Genomic DNA, 14,851 nt, shown 5'->3' on the forward strand with positions numbered 1-14,851 from the left:
AGTGCGCCTCATCGTGCCGCAGCACACTGGATCCATGGGTGTGCTGCCGCGTTGGGAAGAGCTCGCCGGGGGACGGCAGGCGTTCGAAGAGGGCGTGACGATGCTCCTCGCCATGGTCTATCCCGGCCTTAGGCACGTTGACGGTTCCGGAGGTGACCGAGGGGAGGACGCCGTCCTTCTACTACAGGGAGGCGGACGCCATGTCTTCCAGGTGAAGAGCTTCACGGGGCGTCTGAAGCCGGTCCAGCGCCGTCAGGTGGAGGGATCACTGAAACGAGCGGCTGAGGGCGAGCCCACGCGTTGGACTCTCGTCGTACCACTCCGTCTCACCCCGCAAGAGTGGGACTGGTTCGATGGACTCCGCGACGGCTTCCCTTTCCCATTGGACTGCCACGATCTGAACTGGCTCAACACCAAGTCCTGCCAACACCCGGCTATCGACGCCCTGTTCCAGCCAGAAGCGCCGTTGGCTGCCCTGCTGAACTGGCCTCGGGTGGCGGACACCAGCCCGATCGATGCCGGCCTCGCCGTGCCCGAAAGCGGCGACATTCCTCCCTATGTAGCGCGTGACATCGATCCTGTCGTGCGAGATCGGATGCGAGCGGCGGCTGAGTCAGGCGGAGCGCTCGTGCTCGTGGGGGATTCCGCTGCGGGCAAGACCCGCACACTCTACGAAGCCTTGTGCGCGGAGCTGCCCGGCCACCGCTTGGTGCACCCCATGCAGCCCGGCGACGTCCCGTTGCTGATCCCAGGCATCATTGCGGCAGCGGGGCCCTGCGTCTTGTGGCTCGACGAGTTGCACCGCTACCTGGAGGACGGCCGTTGCCTCACGCCACACGGGCTCGGGGAATTGCGCCGCGCGAGGGCCATTGTCTTGGCCACGCTCGACGCGTCGGCCCACGAACACTGGCACGGCTCGCCCGTGTTGCGTCAGATGCAGACGCTTGTGCTCGATCGGCGCTGGAGCCTGGCCGAGCGCCAGCGGGCGGCTGCGGCGCCGGACTCACGAGTCGTCCAGGCGGCGACGGCCGACCCGGCCATCGGAGTTGCCGAATGCCTGGCCGCTGGACCCTGGCTGTGGCAGGAACTGAAGCTGGCCGACCGGGCGGGCGGGCAGCCGCGGGGGGCGGCAATGATCCGGGCCGGTATCGACCTCGTCCGGGTCGGCCTCGCAGGCCCGTTGTCCACCTCGCGGCTCCTCGAAGCCCACCTGCCCTATCTCGCGGACAGCGGCGGTCCCGTACTGCGCCCCGAACCGGCCGATGACGCATTGTCGTGGGCTGGCAAAGTGCGCTTCGGCGTTAGCAGCATGCTGCTGCCTGCGGGCGAGGACGCCTGGACGGCCCATCCCCAGCTGGCCGCCGCGGCCGACGAAGATAGCGTCACGGTCCACCCGTTCACCTGGTTTCAGGCGCTTGGCGCGGCCGGCGATCTGGACGACATGTTCAAGGTGGCGCTCAATGCCAGTACTCATGCCCCTTCCATTGGCGTGTTCCTGTGGCGATCACTGGCGGACGCCGGCCTCAACGAGGCCGCGAACAACCTCGGTGTCACACTGGCCGACCTGGGCCGACACGAAGAAGCCGAGCACGTGTTCCGGACCCAAGCGAACCCTGAGGATGCAGTGGTCCTGCTGAACCTCGGCAACCTGCTGTGCAAGACAGGCCGTCACGAAGAAGCCGAAGAGGCATACCGGAAGTCGGGTGCACGGGGGCAGGCGAAGGCTTGGAACAACCTCGGGCTGCTCTTGAAGGATCGGGGCGAGTACGCCTGCGCCGAGACCTGTCTGCACAGCGCTGCCCTGGCCGGCGCCCCTGACGCCGAGTACAACCTTGGGGTGCTCCTGGACGAGCTTGGGCGAGCTGACGAGGCCAAGGCTGCGTATGCGCGTGCGTACGACGCTGGGGACGCAAGCAGCCTGACCAACTGGGGGATGCTGCTACTTGAGGAGGGCCGATGGACCGAGGCAGAACCCTTGTTACGGCAGGCCGCAGAAACCGGCGATGGAGACGCGATTTTCTGCCTGGCCAACGCGGAGAAGGCGAAAGGAAATCTGCTGCAGGCAACGCGATGGTACCGGCGCGCGATCAACATCGGTGATGCCCGTGCCTGCTTCAATCTGGCGAACCTCCATCAGGACGACGATCGTCCGGACCTTGCCGAGCCGCTCTATCGGGAAGCCATCGATGCCGGAATCACCAGCGCCCTGTACAACTTGGCCCTCCTTCTCAAGAGGCAGAAGCGCCTCACCGAGGCCGAGGACTTCCTCCGCCGGGCGGCAGCGGAAGGACACAAGGAAGCCCTCTTCCATCTCGGCGACGTGCTATGCCAGACAGACCGCCAGGAGGAAGCCACTGCGCAGTGGAAGGCGGCCGCTGAAGCAGGTGACCCCAATGCGGCGATCGCACTCGCGACGGTGCTGACCGACCCCGCCGACCAGCCGTATCTCCGGAAGGTCCTCCGCTGTGCGGCAGACGCTGGCGACAATGACGCGGCCCTGCTGATGTCGGTGCTGAACGCCACTCAAGCTTCGGCCTCCGGAGAATGAGCAGATCTTTTTTGAAGTCGTCGTCGGGCCACGTTGGCAGCGAGGAATGGAGAGGGCCGTGAGAAACGAGGGTTCTGCTGCCTCGCCGGTGCATCTGGCCCTCTGCCGTGCCACGGCCCAGGTCGAGCTGGAAATGGGGCAGCTTCTCGCTGACGAGGGCCGCTGGGACGAGGAGTACATCACCCAGCGCCTCTGCATGTTGATCCGTCCCGAGGTGACAGCCGTGAGGTTTAACCGGCCGCAGGAGCGCCAGGTCGGGGCGGACTATATCTGGTGGTGGGTGGACCGCTCCGGCGAGTCCTTCGGGTGCCTGATCCAGGCAAAGAACATCAAGCGGAGAGGGCGGCGCTCCAGTATCGACTTCCAATACGGCGACGGCAGGCAGATGCAGGCGCTGTTCCAGACCGCCGACCTTCTCCGAGTCCCGGCCGGCTACATGTTGTACGCGGGCGATCGGGACTACCAAGCACAGTTGGGCTGTATGGCAGATCACTCCAGCCGACTGCCGTGCTACGAACGCGAGGGCGCGGCCGTGACGCTCGTGCCCGCCCTGTTGGCCGAACGAGTGGCTCTCATGAGTTCGGTGGTCCCCGTCTACGCGCAGGCCAGCGCTGCGGAGGTCTTCTGCCAGTGGGCAAAGCCGCTGATCGACTTCACGGCAAGCAAGCCTTACGGCTACGGAAACCCGCTGCACCGCATCTTCGACCTGACAGACGCCGACCCCGGACTCAGGGAGTTCCTGTCCGCTGGCCAGGTCGGGGCACGAAAAGTCGCCCGACACATCTTCGACACGGTGCTGAGGATGGCCAGCATGCAATTCTCCGCCGTGAGATCCGCTCCACCGCTCATCGACCCGGACGCAGCGAGTGTGTTCCCCAACCTTCCCGGGTGGCGAGCACACTTCAGAGCTTCCTACTTCGAACACACCCTCCGAGGACTGCGCCACACCCTGCCCACCTACGTCGAGCAATGCTTGGCGGGAGACCCTCCGCCTGAGATCGCCGATCGCGTTGCAGGGATCATCGTCGTGCGGGTCTAGCGGATCTCGACCCGCGGCCGAATTCCCCGGTGCTCCCGACCGGGGCAGGTGGCTGTCCCTGAGTCTGTATGTGGGCGGGCGCGGGAAAGATGAGGCAGCGGCCTAACGCCGCGCGTGCCGCCGCCAGGGTGGTGGACGAATTTCAGCTGAGCCAGTCGGGCGGGATGAGCGCGTTACGTGTGCCGTCGTCGTTGGGCCTCCAGTTCTCGATCACGGCCTCTTGGAACCAGTCGTCGGAAAGATTGGCGTGATCGCAGACGATGATCTGCAGATCGCCTTGATGGAGTTCCGTGACGTCGTTGAGGAGTCGGAAGTATTCGGTGACTGTGGACCAGTCGGCGTCCGGGACAGTGGACGCGTCACGGGGCTTGGACGGGAAAAACGCCTGCGTGGGTTGGTCGAGCGCGAGGAAGCTGGGGACGGGCCTGTGGTGGCGGCGTAGGTAGGTGTGCAGAGCTAGGTGGGCCACGAGGTGGTAGCCGATGTAGTTCTTGGCGCTGCCAACGCGTTCCTGAGGCAGACGGTCGTGAGCGCGCCGGATGACCACGCTGAGTTTTTTGAAGCTGATGCCCGCCTCGTTCGGGTCAGCTGACTGTCCAAGATTCAGCCGCCGCGCCCACGGGGTCAGATCAGCGGCGATGTCCGCTAGACGGCGTTCCGTCTCGGCGGGGACGTCATCGTTAGCCGTGTGTTCTTCGAGAACACTGACGACTTCTTGCGCGGATGCCAGCGCATTGCGCAGCTGACTGACATCGTCGGTAGGTCTGCGGTCATGAGCAAGGGATTGCGCGATGCGTCCTTGAAGGTGCGCTGCTCGCAGATGCTGCTCCTGCAGACGCGCCATGTTTTCATCGCTCGCCATCAGCTCTTTCAAAAGTGACCCGTTGGTCTTGAGGCGCTCGGCGAGGCCGTTACGTTGGGCTTGGAGGGCCCGAAGATGCTCCTGACGTACGGGCTGAACGCCGGCTGCCTGCTCCAGCTCCTCCGAGAGTCGGCTCGTCAGCCTCGTGATGTCCTGGGCTGACGGATCCGGGTGTTCGAGGGGCTGGGTACACATGGGGCAGACGTCGGTGTCGTGGTCCCGTTCAGGCCCCAGAAGGTCGAGGGTCTTGAGCCGGTCCACCTGGAGGTGCAGTTCTCCTGTGAAGTCGAAGCTTCTCCGTTGCCAACGGTCGACGGTGGCCAGGGCAGCGTCGAACTCCTGGAGCTTTGCCCGCAGCGTCCGACGTTCCTCATTCAGCTCCTGACGTCGGTCACCGATGTCGGTATTGATCGGAGCGAGGGGCGGGACCGCGAGCGCTTTGCAAAGTAGGGACTGCACTGTGTCGGCATCAGGGGCCGCGGGAACGTCGGTGAGAAGCCCCTCGTTCTGAGCGAGCCTGAGCAAGGCAATGCCATTGGTGTCCAAGACCTCGCGCTGCCGCAGGGAGGCGTCCAGCTTGCGCTGCGCCGTGCGTACCTCGCGGCGGGCTTCGACTAGGCGGTACTGCCGCAGGGCCTGTTCGGGGCCGGCTGCCCCGAGAAAGTAGGGCAGGGTGTCCTTGATGGCTTGCGCCATGCCGTCCTCGGTTTGACGGTGGAACAGAGTCTTTGAAGCTGCAATCTCGTCCTGGTTCTGGAAACAGAACAACGCGGCCTGGGCTACCGAGACGTCGAAGGGGTAGCGGGCGGCGCCCGCTGGAGGCTGAAAGCGGAAGTCCTCGATCCCGAGGTGTGCGCTCACTTCGCCGCGCAGCGCGGCAGCGTTCGAGTTGACGTTGAATTCATCAGCGCGGGGAAGAGCGAGGGTCTGGTCTCCAGAGCGCACGAACGCCTCGGTCGTGGACTCGCCGGCCGGTCGAGGCCGAGCGAGAACCATCCGGCGCCCGTCACGAAACTCGGCCAAGACCGCGTACCAGCCGACGGTACGGTCGATGGGGTTATCGGGTAGCCCGGGCTTGCTACGGCCCAAGCAGAAGTCGATGATGGCGAGGATGCCGGATTTTCCGGTTTCGGACTCGCCGGTCAGGATGTTCAGCCGGCCGGGGCGGAACCGCAGGACCCTGGGGGTCTTCCTGTTGTCTTGGGGGTAGAGGGCCAGGGCAAGCAGCTGCATGGCGGTTCTGGGACTCCTTGGTCAGGGACGGACGCCGAGAGCGGTATAGGCGCGGTTCGGGTCGGTTACTGCAAGCCAACGGCCTACCAGGGCCGCGGCGCGCGCGCACTCAGTGATCTCCTGGCCGAAACCAGGGGCCGGCCTGGGCTTGCGTGGACAACGCAGGCCGAGCGGCGTGACGTCCACGGCCTGATGGCGCACCGCCATACGCAGACTCATCCGCGTGAGACCGGTCAGCGAGATCGCGCGCTCGGCGAAGGCTGCCTGCTGAAGCGGGTTCGCGTCCGCCCACGCCATGAGGGAGACCGTCGAATTCCCCGGGAGGCTGCCGCGTGCCTTGGCAGGAAGAACGAGCGGCAGGATGAGAAACGCGGACGGCCACGGCATTGGCTGCCCCCGCTTGCTCTCCGCAGCGTAGATGCTGCTGGCCAACAGGTAGGCGCCGAAGGCCGGGTTAAGAAGCGCCTGCGCCTCCGCCGAGCGGTTGAGTGGAGCCGGTGTGGTCATCGGTCTGCGGCCTCGATGTGGTCCTTGCACAGACGGGGGTGGTCGGGGTGCCAGCCCACGGCTCGATCGCTCCCCACATATTCCGCCCTATCACACAGGTCATGGATGGATCCGCGACCGATCCAGGGGGCCGTACTGGTGCCTGGCCGAGCCGCCTTGTCAGCGACCTTCTTCATCGTGTCGTCCAGGACGTCTTGACCGATGTCTTGCCGAGCGACCTCGCTGGTCTCATCGTCGATGCGGCGGGTACGGCGCCGGAAGACGCTCTCCCACTCGTAGTGCAGATCACGCTCGTACGCGTCCAGCCCATCGGTAGTGACCTTGAAGTTCCGAAGCCACTCGGAGCGCTGAGCCCGCGCGTAGTGGTAGTCGCGCAGATGCATCGCGATCTCGCTGTCCGGAAGGCCGATCCACTGCATCTGCGAAACGACCAGCCGGCTCCGGTAGGGGGCCATCTCGGCCTCGGTGAGGTTGCGGAGGGTCTCAGTGATCGGCAGGCTCTTGCCCGTGTAGCGATCGACGGCTTCATCGCGACGGCACAGGAGTTCTTCGGCACTGACCGAGGCCAGCATGTAGGCAGGGTCCTTGCGCTCCAGTAGACGCACGGCCACGCGATACCACCAGCCCTTGATCTCGTCCAGAACTGCACCGGCGTGCTCGCTGGGGGTGATCCCCAGCTCCTTGGCGAGACTACGGTCGAGGTCTGACATCACCGGTGCACCGTCGTCGACCACCATGGCGTTCACGAGGCTGAGCCGTTGCGCTGTCGTGAGTTGCATGAAGAGCGCACGGTCTTCAGCCGTCGTTCCGGGCCCGTCTGCGTCGTTGGCGACTTCCTCCATGCGCGCCAAGGCCCGATCTGTGTTCCGGCCCTGGCCTGAACGCAGCCAGTAGAGGAAGGTCCCATCCTTCGCAATCTGTGTGGAGACGAGTCGCAGGATGGGCAGCTGCAGGGCTGAAGGACTGGCGCTGACGTTCAGAGAGTCAATCCAAGAGGTGACTGAGCGCCAGAAGTCTTTCCCGGTCTCGCTTAGCTGTCCTGCCGCCTCTCGGTACTTAGACTGCAGCAGCTCCAGGGGGTCCTGTGTCTCATGGTGCAAGAACTCGATGTCGTCGAGGAGTTCCATACGCACTTCGATGGTTATGTCATCCCAGCTGCGGCGTGCGAGTTCCAGTAGGGCCAGCTCGCATTGGTAGAGGTAGCCCATCATCTGGCCCGCCGCTGAGTGCGATCGCGCTTGCGCCACGTCCCCCACTACTGCTCGAGCTAGACGAACCGTGCGGCCGCATGCCGCAGCAGGGTCCCGGCAAGAGGGGACCTCGCAACAACGTAGCACCAGGCGCACCTGTTGGTGGGAGCTATGCAGATTCCGCCGTCGCCCTCTGCGGGTCTTGTGGCGAGAGGTTACCGCCCCTAACCTCGCGCTTTCATGAAGCGGGCTGTCCGACGGGTGGTCAGGCAAGCGAAAAGTGCCTCTGACCAGCAACAATGAGGATTGTCGAGGTCCTTGTTCCTGCCACCCTCGGAGGCACTTCCCAGGTGAAGAAGCGTATCGGGTCCTATCCCCGCGTCCGTATTGAGGGCGGTGGCCATGCGGTGGTGTCCCAGGCCGCGGCCGTGCTGCTGGTCGAGACCGTCCGCAAGGCCGGGCTGGACCAGGCGATATCGGCGGCGCTTGCGCCGTGGCGGCGTCGGAGGGCGGTACACGATCCGGGCAAGATCCTGCTGGACGTGGCCCTCGCGGTCGCGCTGGGCGGGGACTGCCTCGCAGATGTCGGCATGCTGCGGGCCGAGCCGGCCGCGTTCGGGCCGGTGGCCTCCGACCCCACTGTCTCCCGCCTCATCGACACCCTCGGCACGGCCGGGCCGAAGGCCCTTCACGCGATACAGGCCGCGCGGGCCGAAGCGCGCGAGCACGTCTGGAACGTGGCCAAGAACGCGGCCCCGGACGCCGCAGGCAGGTGATCGTGGACCTGGACGGCGTGCTCGTGCTGGCCCACTCCGAGAAGCAGGACGCCACCGCGACCTGGAAGAAGACCTTCGGACACCATCCTCTGATGGGGTTCGTCGATCACGGAAGCGGTGGCAGCGGGGAGCCGGTGGCCGGCCTGCTCAGGCCCGGCAACGCAGGCAGCAACACCGCCGCCGACCACATCACCACGGCCCAACTCGCCCTGGCCCAACTGCCGAGGAAGTACCGGCGTGGACGCCAGACGCTGATCCGTACCGACTCCGGAGGCGGAACACATGAGTTCGTCGCCTGGCTGGCCCAGCGGGGAAGGTGGCTGTCGTACTCGGTCGGCATGACCATCACCGACGCCATCCACGAGGCCGTCCTCAGAGTCCCGCCCGCCGCTTGGACGGCGGCCGTCGAGCCGGGCGGCGATATCCGCGACGGCGCCTGGGTCGCCGAACTCACCGGCGATGTCCTCAAGGGCTGGCCGAAGGGGATGCGACTGATCGTCCGCAAGGAACGGCCGCATCCCGGCGCGCAGTTGCGCTTCACCGATGCCGAAGGGCTGCGGCTCACAGCGTTCGCCACCAACACCACCGGCGTCCCGATCGCCGCACTCGAACTGCGGCACCGCCAGCGGGCACGCGCCGAGGACCGCATCCGAAACGCCCGCGCCACCGGCCTGCGCAACCTGCCACTGCACGACACCGCGCAGAACCAGATCTGGCTGGAGATCGTCCAGATCGCCCTCGACCTGCTGGCCTGGATGCCCATGCTCGCCCTGACCGGCGAAACCCGCAGGTGGGAGCCCCGCCGTCTCCGGCTCCGCCTCTTCTCCGCCGCCGCTCAGATCGTCACGACCGCCCGCCGCCGGCATCTGAGATTCGCACGCCACTGGCCCTGGACCGACGTGATCACCAGCGCGTTCGAGCAACTCCGATCCCTGCCAGCCCCAGGCTGACCAGCGCGTTCCCGTCCCCGCGAGCATCACCACCCCGACCGGAGCCGTGGAAACCGGCACCCACCCGACACGACAGTCGGGCCATCAGCCTGCCCATCACCAGCCCAAACAGCCGAAACGGCCCGCCGAAGAAACCGACGGACCGTCACGAAAGATCGAGGCTAACGAGCTCGTTGGGAAACGGCTCGTAGCCGCAATCTCTGCGCCGTCATTCCAAGCAGGCGCCACGGGTGCGACCGGGGAGCCATCCGGCTGTTGGGCGGATGCCACTCTTAGAGACCCCTGGCATCCCCGACAGCCCCGCCGGAAACAATTCTGGCTCCCTCACCGTTGAGGCCTGCGGAGCACGAGCTAAAGGGGGTGTCGGGGCTGAGGCTGTTCGATGTGGCCGGGGGAAGCGCGGTAGAGATCGCTGCACGTCCTGCAGAGGTGGAGCGTCACCTGCAGGACGTGGTCGAGGCGAACATGGAGGCCATGCTGGGGGTCCGGTTCCTGGCCAGCGAGTACAGCACCGGACCGGTTCATCGCGGCCGGATCGACTCGCTGGGCCTGGACGAGAACGGCTCGCCGGTCGTGGTCGAGTACAAGCGAGGCCGCGACGCCGGCGTCATCACCCAGGGGCTGTTCTACCTGGCGTGGCTGACCGACCATCGGGCCGAGTTCCAGCAGTTGGTCCGCGAGCATCTCGGGGCAGACGTCGCTTCCCAGGTGCTGTGGAGCAGCCCTCGGCTGATCTGCATCGCGGAGGACTACACCCGTTACGACCTCCACGCCGTGCGCGAGATTCGACGCACCATCGACCTCGTCCGCTACAACTACTTCGGCACAGGTCTGCTCGCCCTCGAACCGGTGGCCAAAGCGACAGCCGGGGCACAGGGGCGCAGCGAGCAGCGCCGTCGCCGACCGAGCGCGTCGCTCGGCATGCGTGAGGACCCCATCACCGGGCTGCGCAGCGCGCTCGACGAACTGTTCCAGGGGCTGGGAGACGATGTGAGCAGCGTTGACCGCAAGCAGTACCGCGCGTACCGGCGGCTGCGGAACTTCGCATGCGTCAGTCACGCCCACCAGCAGGAGGTCGTGGTTACGCTCCGGCTTGACCCCAAGGACGTGGACCTCGTTGGGGGCTTCACCCGGGATGTCAGCCAGATCGGCCACCACGGCACTGGTGATGTCGAGGTCCGTCTTCGGACGGAGGGCGATCTGAGTCGCGCTGAGCCGTTGCTCCAGATGAGCTACGAGGCTGCCTGAGAACGCCGGCGAGAATGTCCGGTCGGCGGCGGCGGTCTGAGACTGGTGCTGAAGCGGTAGGTGTCCTCCTCGCGTCGCGATGGTCAGAAGGGTGGCGGTGTCCTTCCATGATGCGGAGAATCCGTGATTTCCGAATTCCTGCACGGAGTGATAGCCCCGGAGGAATACCAACCCAGGAGCAGCGCTCTCCGCTGCCATGGAGCCGACGTCGTCGCCCAGCCCGGGCCATGGCCGGGCCGGAAAAGGTGCCAGCTGGCCCGGCCGGTAGGAGCCGCGGTCGCGGCCGCTCACGAGATCGCCGGATTCGAGGGTTGCGGTGAGAGGCCCTTCTGATCGTGTGCGCGGCGGTTGCGCCGTGGGCGCTGGCTCAGGTGCGGGAGCTGTCCGCCACAGTGCCGGAGGAAGCCGCCGCGACGGCGTTGGCCTCGGCTCCGCTTCCCCGCCATTCTCGACCCCGTCGTCTGGGCCACCGAGACCTCCATGACCGCCGAGGCGCCTCCCCTTCGGACCGCCCCTCGCGTCGCGAAGAGGACGGGGTACGGATCTTCCGATGGGAGACAGTCACTCCCGACCTTCACGCCCGATACCGTCTGGAGTGGCGCCTGCGCGTCCGCCCGGAGAATCCCAACGCCACAAGGGAGTTGCTGTGACCGACGCCCGCCCCAGCGACACGATGCGCGCCCTCGGCGTCGTCCAGGCGGAAGCCTCGATCCTCCACCAGCCGACCCGCCCCTTCGACCTCCCCGCCGAGCAGGAGACCGCCAAGCAGGTCCTCGACGAGCTGTTCGCGGCGGCCGCCCGGGTCGGCCAGGCCCATCCTTTCGCCAAAGGCATGGGGCTCGCGGCCCCCCAGATCGGCATCGACCGGGCGGCCGCCATCGTGTAGCCGGCAGAACCGGCGCCGCCCCGATCGCCGGCGGAAGTCTTGCTCGTTCGGCAGTCAGGCACTTGGCGACAGAGCAGGCTTGCGGTAGCTGATGTCCCGGCCACCCAGCCGCTCCTTGACGTCCTCCAGACACAGCCCGATGTGGCGGACCGCGCCCCGGCGGGCGCCTGGTCTTCACGATGGCGGCACCCAGTGCGGATGGTCCGAGCCCGCGAGGATCTCGCAGCCGAGGACGTTCCGCTCTTCGGGAGCCGGGAGCCGGGAGCCGGGAGCCGGGAGGCTGGCGGACGGGGGAGCAGCCCCGCTGCCTAAAGCTCCGGGGCCAGGGCGGCATACACGAGCGGTGCGCGTCGGTCGTAGCGAGGACGCGCCGGCAGACGAGGCCACCGAACGCCTCTTCACCGCACGTGGCCGTTTCATCCGGGAGGCGCGCAGGGTGACCACCGCGCCCGAGCAGCGCACGCAGTGAGCTTTTTCAGAGTGGCCACCGGACGGGTGACGAGGCAGATTGCCACAACGCACGCGGCTCCTGCGCTGTTGAGAGAGGTGTTCGACGTCTCAACTCATCAGCGCAGGAGCCGCGTTGGTTCCCTATCCTGCCGCACTCGACCTGCCTCACGCACTCGTCGAGTGGGTGACCATGCTCATGGTCACCCGTGAGGGTGACCGCCACTGCAAGCTGCCCCCACATCAGCGGGCTCTCGTCGGCCTGATCTACCTCCGTCGGCACGACACCCTCGCGCAGATCGCGGCCGGTTTCAGGATCTCCGTGGGCACCGCCCACGCCTACGCCACCGCCGTCATCGACCATCTCTCCCGGCGGGCGCCGGGACTGCTGCGGGTTCTGCGGGAGACGGACCCCGACCACGTCCTGCTTGACGGCACGCTCGCGGAGTGCGACCGGGTCGGCGACAGCCGGGCCGACTTCTCCCAGAAGCACCGCCGCCACGGCGTGAACCTGCAGGTCGTGACCGATCCCGCGGGCAGGATGCTGTGGATCTCACCCTCTCTGCCCGGCCGCACCCACGATCTCACCGCCGCCCGCACCCACCGGATCATCAGGATCTGCGAACGCCAGGGCGTCCCAGTCCTTGCCGATCGTGCCTACATCGGAGCCGGCGTCTGGGTGACCACGCCGGTCCGACGCCCGCCCCGCGGAAAACTCACCCCTACCCAGCGAACGGTCAACCGGGCGCTGTCAGCAGCCCGAGCACCGGTCGAACGGAGTGTCGCGAGACTGAAGTCCTGGCGGATCTTCCGCCGGGCCCGCTGCAGCCCGAACCGCCTGTCGTCAATCTCCGCCGCCGTCCTCACCCTGGAGCGGCAGCGCTGAAAAACCTCAATGAGCAACGAAACCATCACAGCTGAACGAGCTTCTTACCGCGGTTCATGGACCGATCCCGATGTTTCTAGCAACTTTGCAAATACTCGCCCCTCCTCCGACCGTGGCTCCAGAAGTGAAATGGCGGCTCGAGTGTAGCTGCGGTCCTGGCAAGGCGCTGACCCCAGGTACTCAATGCTTTCAATCATACTGATCGGAATATGTATCCATTCGGCGCATCCGCCGAATAGGCCGAATGGGATATGTTCGGGTATTTCATTCGGGGGCTCTGGGGGCTTCACGAATCCAACTAGGCGGATTCGTGGAAGCAGGGTCTGATTACTGAGCTTGCGGAGGAATTCGCGCGGTTCGAGCTCTGATTGATTTGTCATGCCCTACTCCTAGGTGTTGAGATCTATATCTAATGCTCGATCTTCTCTGCGTGTTTCGCAACAAGTGTGGGCCAGATGGGTGAGTGACCAAGTCGCCGCGGGCACGACGAACATGCCGGTCGCCGCGCCAGACACAGGCATGAAGTGGGCCGGCTAGCGCGTGTCTCTTTGATGGGTTGGTCAGTTGATCGGATATGCCTGTCCGATTAGTGATCACCGATGCGATGTGGGACCGGATCGAGCCGCTGATGCCGGCTGATCCGGTCCGCGGTCGACGGTGGGCCGACCACCGTCGCACCCTTGAGGCCATCGCCTGGAAGTACCGCACCAACTCGCCCTGGCGTGACCTGCCGGGCGAACTCGGCCCGGGGCCTTGACCCCGGATTTTGAACACATCTATGCCGCTTGGGCCAGGGTAGTTGTTGCTGGTTGGAGGGCGTTCTCGTAGGCGATCGGGGACCGTTGACCGAGGCGGGAGTGCCTGCGTCGGGTGTTGTATCGGGTCAGCCAGCGGAAGGCGTCGAGCCTAGCCTCGTGCTCGCTCGACCAGGCCTTTCGGCCTTTGAGCGTCTCCCTCTTGAAGGCGGCGTTGAAGGACTCGGCTGCGGCGTTGTCCGCGCTGGATCCGATCGCGCCCATGCTCTGCCGGACCCCTGCTGACCTGCAGATTTCAGCGAAGGACCTGCTCGTGTATTGCGACCCGTGATCGGTGTGCATGATCGCTCCGGCCAGGCTCCCGCGGGTTCGCTCGGCGGCCGTGAGGGCGTCGATGACGAGCTCGGTGCGCATGTGATCGGCGATCGCCCACCCGGCCAGACGGCGTGAGGCGAGGTCGATGACGGTCGCGAGATAGAGCGGCTTCGAACCGCTGACCGGCAGGTATGTGATGTCGCCGACGTACTTCGCGTTCACCTGGGATGCGGTGAAGTCACGTCCGATCAGATCCGGTGCCTTCGACGCGGCCTGGTCCGCGAGCGTGGTGCGGTGCCGACGGCGCAGACGGACTCCCTCGAGCCCGATGGTCCGCATGATCCTCGCGACGCGCTTGTGGTTGACCACCGGGCCGCCCTCGTCACGGAGCTCGGCGGTGATCCTGGGGGCCCCGTAGGTGCCGTCGGAGTCCTGGTGGACCTTGCGTATACGGCTGCGAGCCTGGCCTCGACGGTCTGCCGGGCCGTCCGCGCGGCCGCGGTGCGGCGCCAGTAGTAAAAGCTCGAGCGGGGAACGCCGAGAATGTCGCAGAGCCGCTTCACGCCGTGACGGCGGTGGTGGTCGTCAACGAACTGGCAGCGGTTCACCAGCGCGTCTCCGTCGCGAAATACCGGGCCGCCTTGCGGAGAATGTCGCGTTCTTCCTCCAGCTCGCGGATCCTCTTCCGTGCCGCGGCCAGCTCCGTCTGAACATCGTCACCGCCCGCCTGCGCAGCGGCTGGCGGTGCGGAGCGGGCACCGGGGCTGCGGCCGTCGGCGGCCCGGATCCAGTTCCGCAGCGTCTCGGTGTTCACCCGAGATCAGCGGCGACCGACTTGATCGTCGCTCCCGGCCTCGACCGGTACAACGCGACCGCGTCCGCCTTGAACTCGGCGGGATAGTGCTTCATCCCCACAGGGACTCCGTTCTCCTGGACCATCAAGATCCAAGTCTCTCCGGTGTCCAAAATCCGGGGTCAAGGCCGGGTCAAGGCCCGATGCGCTCATGTCCCACCCCCTGGCTTACGCGGACCAACGTGACCGACCGTAGGGAAGCCGAGGCCCGGGGACGAGGGATATGGGATCGCTTCGCTCAAATGGGGACGGCAGCTCCGTCCGGCCGCGCTGCCCGACCAAACAACGCTCGGCCGCCCGCGAGCGGCAGCCCTGCGCGCGGCATGCGCATGCGGGTGGCGCGCCCCGGCCGAGTA

Annotated in this window: 9 protein-coding genes and 3 pseudogenes; 8 read left to right on the forward strand and 4 right to left on the reverse strand. The window is 66.4% G+C overall.

Annotated features, from left to right (window positions below):
• The first annotated feature begins 34 nt into the window (after nucleotides 1–34).
• Together PV721_RS04030 and PV721_RS04035 are read left to right on the forward strand one after the other, a co-directional pair.
• Entirely contained in the window at nucleotides 35–2,548 is a 2,514-nt protein-coding gene (locus PV721_RS04030; protein ID WP_319721391.1) for a tetratricopeptide repeat protein, read from the forward strand.
• A gap of 58 nt (nucleotides 2,549–2,606) precedes the next feature.
• Nucleotides 2,607–3,587: a hypothetical protein gene (locus tag PV721_RS04035; protein WP_319721392.1), complete on the forward strand. Its 981-nt coding sequence runs from the start codon at nucleotides 2,607–2,609 to the stop codon at nucleotides 3,585–3,587.
• A 142-nt stretch (nucleotides 3,588–3,729) separates the two neighbouring features.
• Here the strand turns inward: PV721_RS04035 and PV721_RS04040 are convergent, their stop codons facing one another.
• Genes PV721_RS04040 through PV721_RS04050 form a run of 3 tightly spaced genes read right to left on the reverse strand, consistent with a single transcriptional unit; the run spans nucleotide 3,730 to nucleotide 7,400 of the window.
• Complete coding sequence (locus tag PV721_RS04040) at nucleotides 3,730–5,682, reverse strand: DUF3732 domain-containing protein (RefSeq protein WP_319721393.1); 1,953 nt, start codon at nucleotides 5,680–5,682, stop codon at nucleotides 3,730–3,732.
• A gap of 21 nt (nucleotides 5,683–5,703) precedes the next feature.
• Entirely contained in the window at nucleotides 5,704–6,189 is a 486-nt protein-coding gene (locus tag PV721_RS04045) for a three component ABC system middle component (protein WP_319721394.1), read from the reverse strand.
• Nucleotides 6,186–7,400 (reverse strand): ABC-three component system protein, encoded by a 1,215-nt coding sequence (locus tag PV721_RS04050; protein WP_319721395.1) that lies wholly within the window; start codon nucleotides 7,398–7,400, stop codon nucleotides 6,186–6,188. The genes PV721_RS04045 and PV721_RS04050 overlap by 4 nt, the downstream gene beginning before the upstream one ends.
• A 329-nt stretch (nucleotides 7,401–7,729) precedes the next feature.
• Between PV721_RS04050 and PV721_RS04055 the strand changes: the two are divergent.
• The 6 genes and pseudogenes from PV721_RS04055 to PV721_RS04080 form a co-directional block, all read left to right on the forward strand.
• A pseudogene (locus tag PV721_RS04055) lies at nucleotides 7,730–9,105 on the forward strand (IS1380 family transposase).
• Between the two features lie 360 nt (nucleotides 9,106–9,465).
• Nucleotides 9,466–10,353 (forward strand): DUF5655 domain-containing protein, encoded by an 888-nt coding sequence (locus PV721_RS04060; RefSeq protein WP_416371020.1) that lies wholly within the window; start codon nucleotides 9,466–9,468, stop codon nucleotides 10,351–10,353.
• A gap of 646 nt (nucleotides 10,354–10,999) precedes the next feature.
• A complete protein-coding gene (locus PV721_RS04065) occupies nucleotides 11,000–11,239 on the forward strand; it encodes a peptide deformylase (protein WP_319721397.1) in 240 nt (79 codons plus the stop codon).
• Nucleotides 11,240–11,582: 343 nt separating this feature from the next.
• Nucleotides 11,583–11,708, forward strand: a complete 126-nt coding sequence (locus tag PV721_RS04070) for a hypothetical protein (RefSeq protein WP_319721398.1) — start codon at nucleotides 11,583–11,585, stop codon at nucleotides 11,706–11,708.
• Between the two features lie 114 nt (nucleotides 11,709–11,822).
• Nucleotides 11,823–12,572, forward strand: coding sequence for a transposase family protein (locus PV721_RS04075; protein WP_319721399.1), 750 nt, complete (start codon nucleotides 11,823–11,825; stop codon nucleotides 12,570–12,572).
• 574 nt (nucleotides 12,573–13,146) lie between these two features.
• Nucleotides 13,147–13,320 (forward strand): annotated as a pseudogene (locus PV721_RS04080) (transposase); the annotation flags it as partial.
• 28 nt (nucleotides 13,321–13,348) lie between these two features.
• On the opposite strand, the pseudogene PV721_RS04085 reads toward PV721_RS04080, so the two are convergent.
• Nucleotides 13,349–14,557, reverse strand: a pseudogene (locus PV721_RS04085) (IS3 family transposase).
• Nucleotides 14,558–14,851 lie beyond the last annotated feature (294 nt).

The organism is Streptomyces sp. MB09-01, assembly GCF_033794505.1.
In the GTDB taxonomy this organism is placed as follows: Bacteria; Actinomycetota; Actinomycetes; order Streptomycetales; family Streptomycetaceae; genus Streptomyces.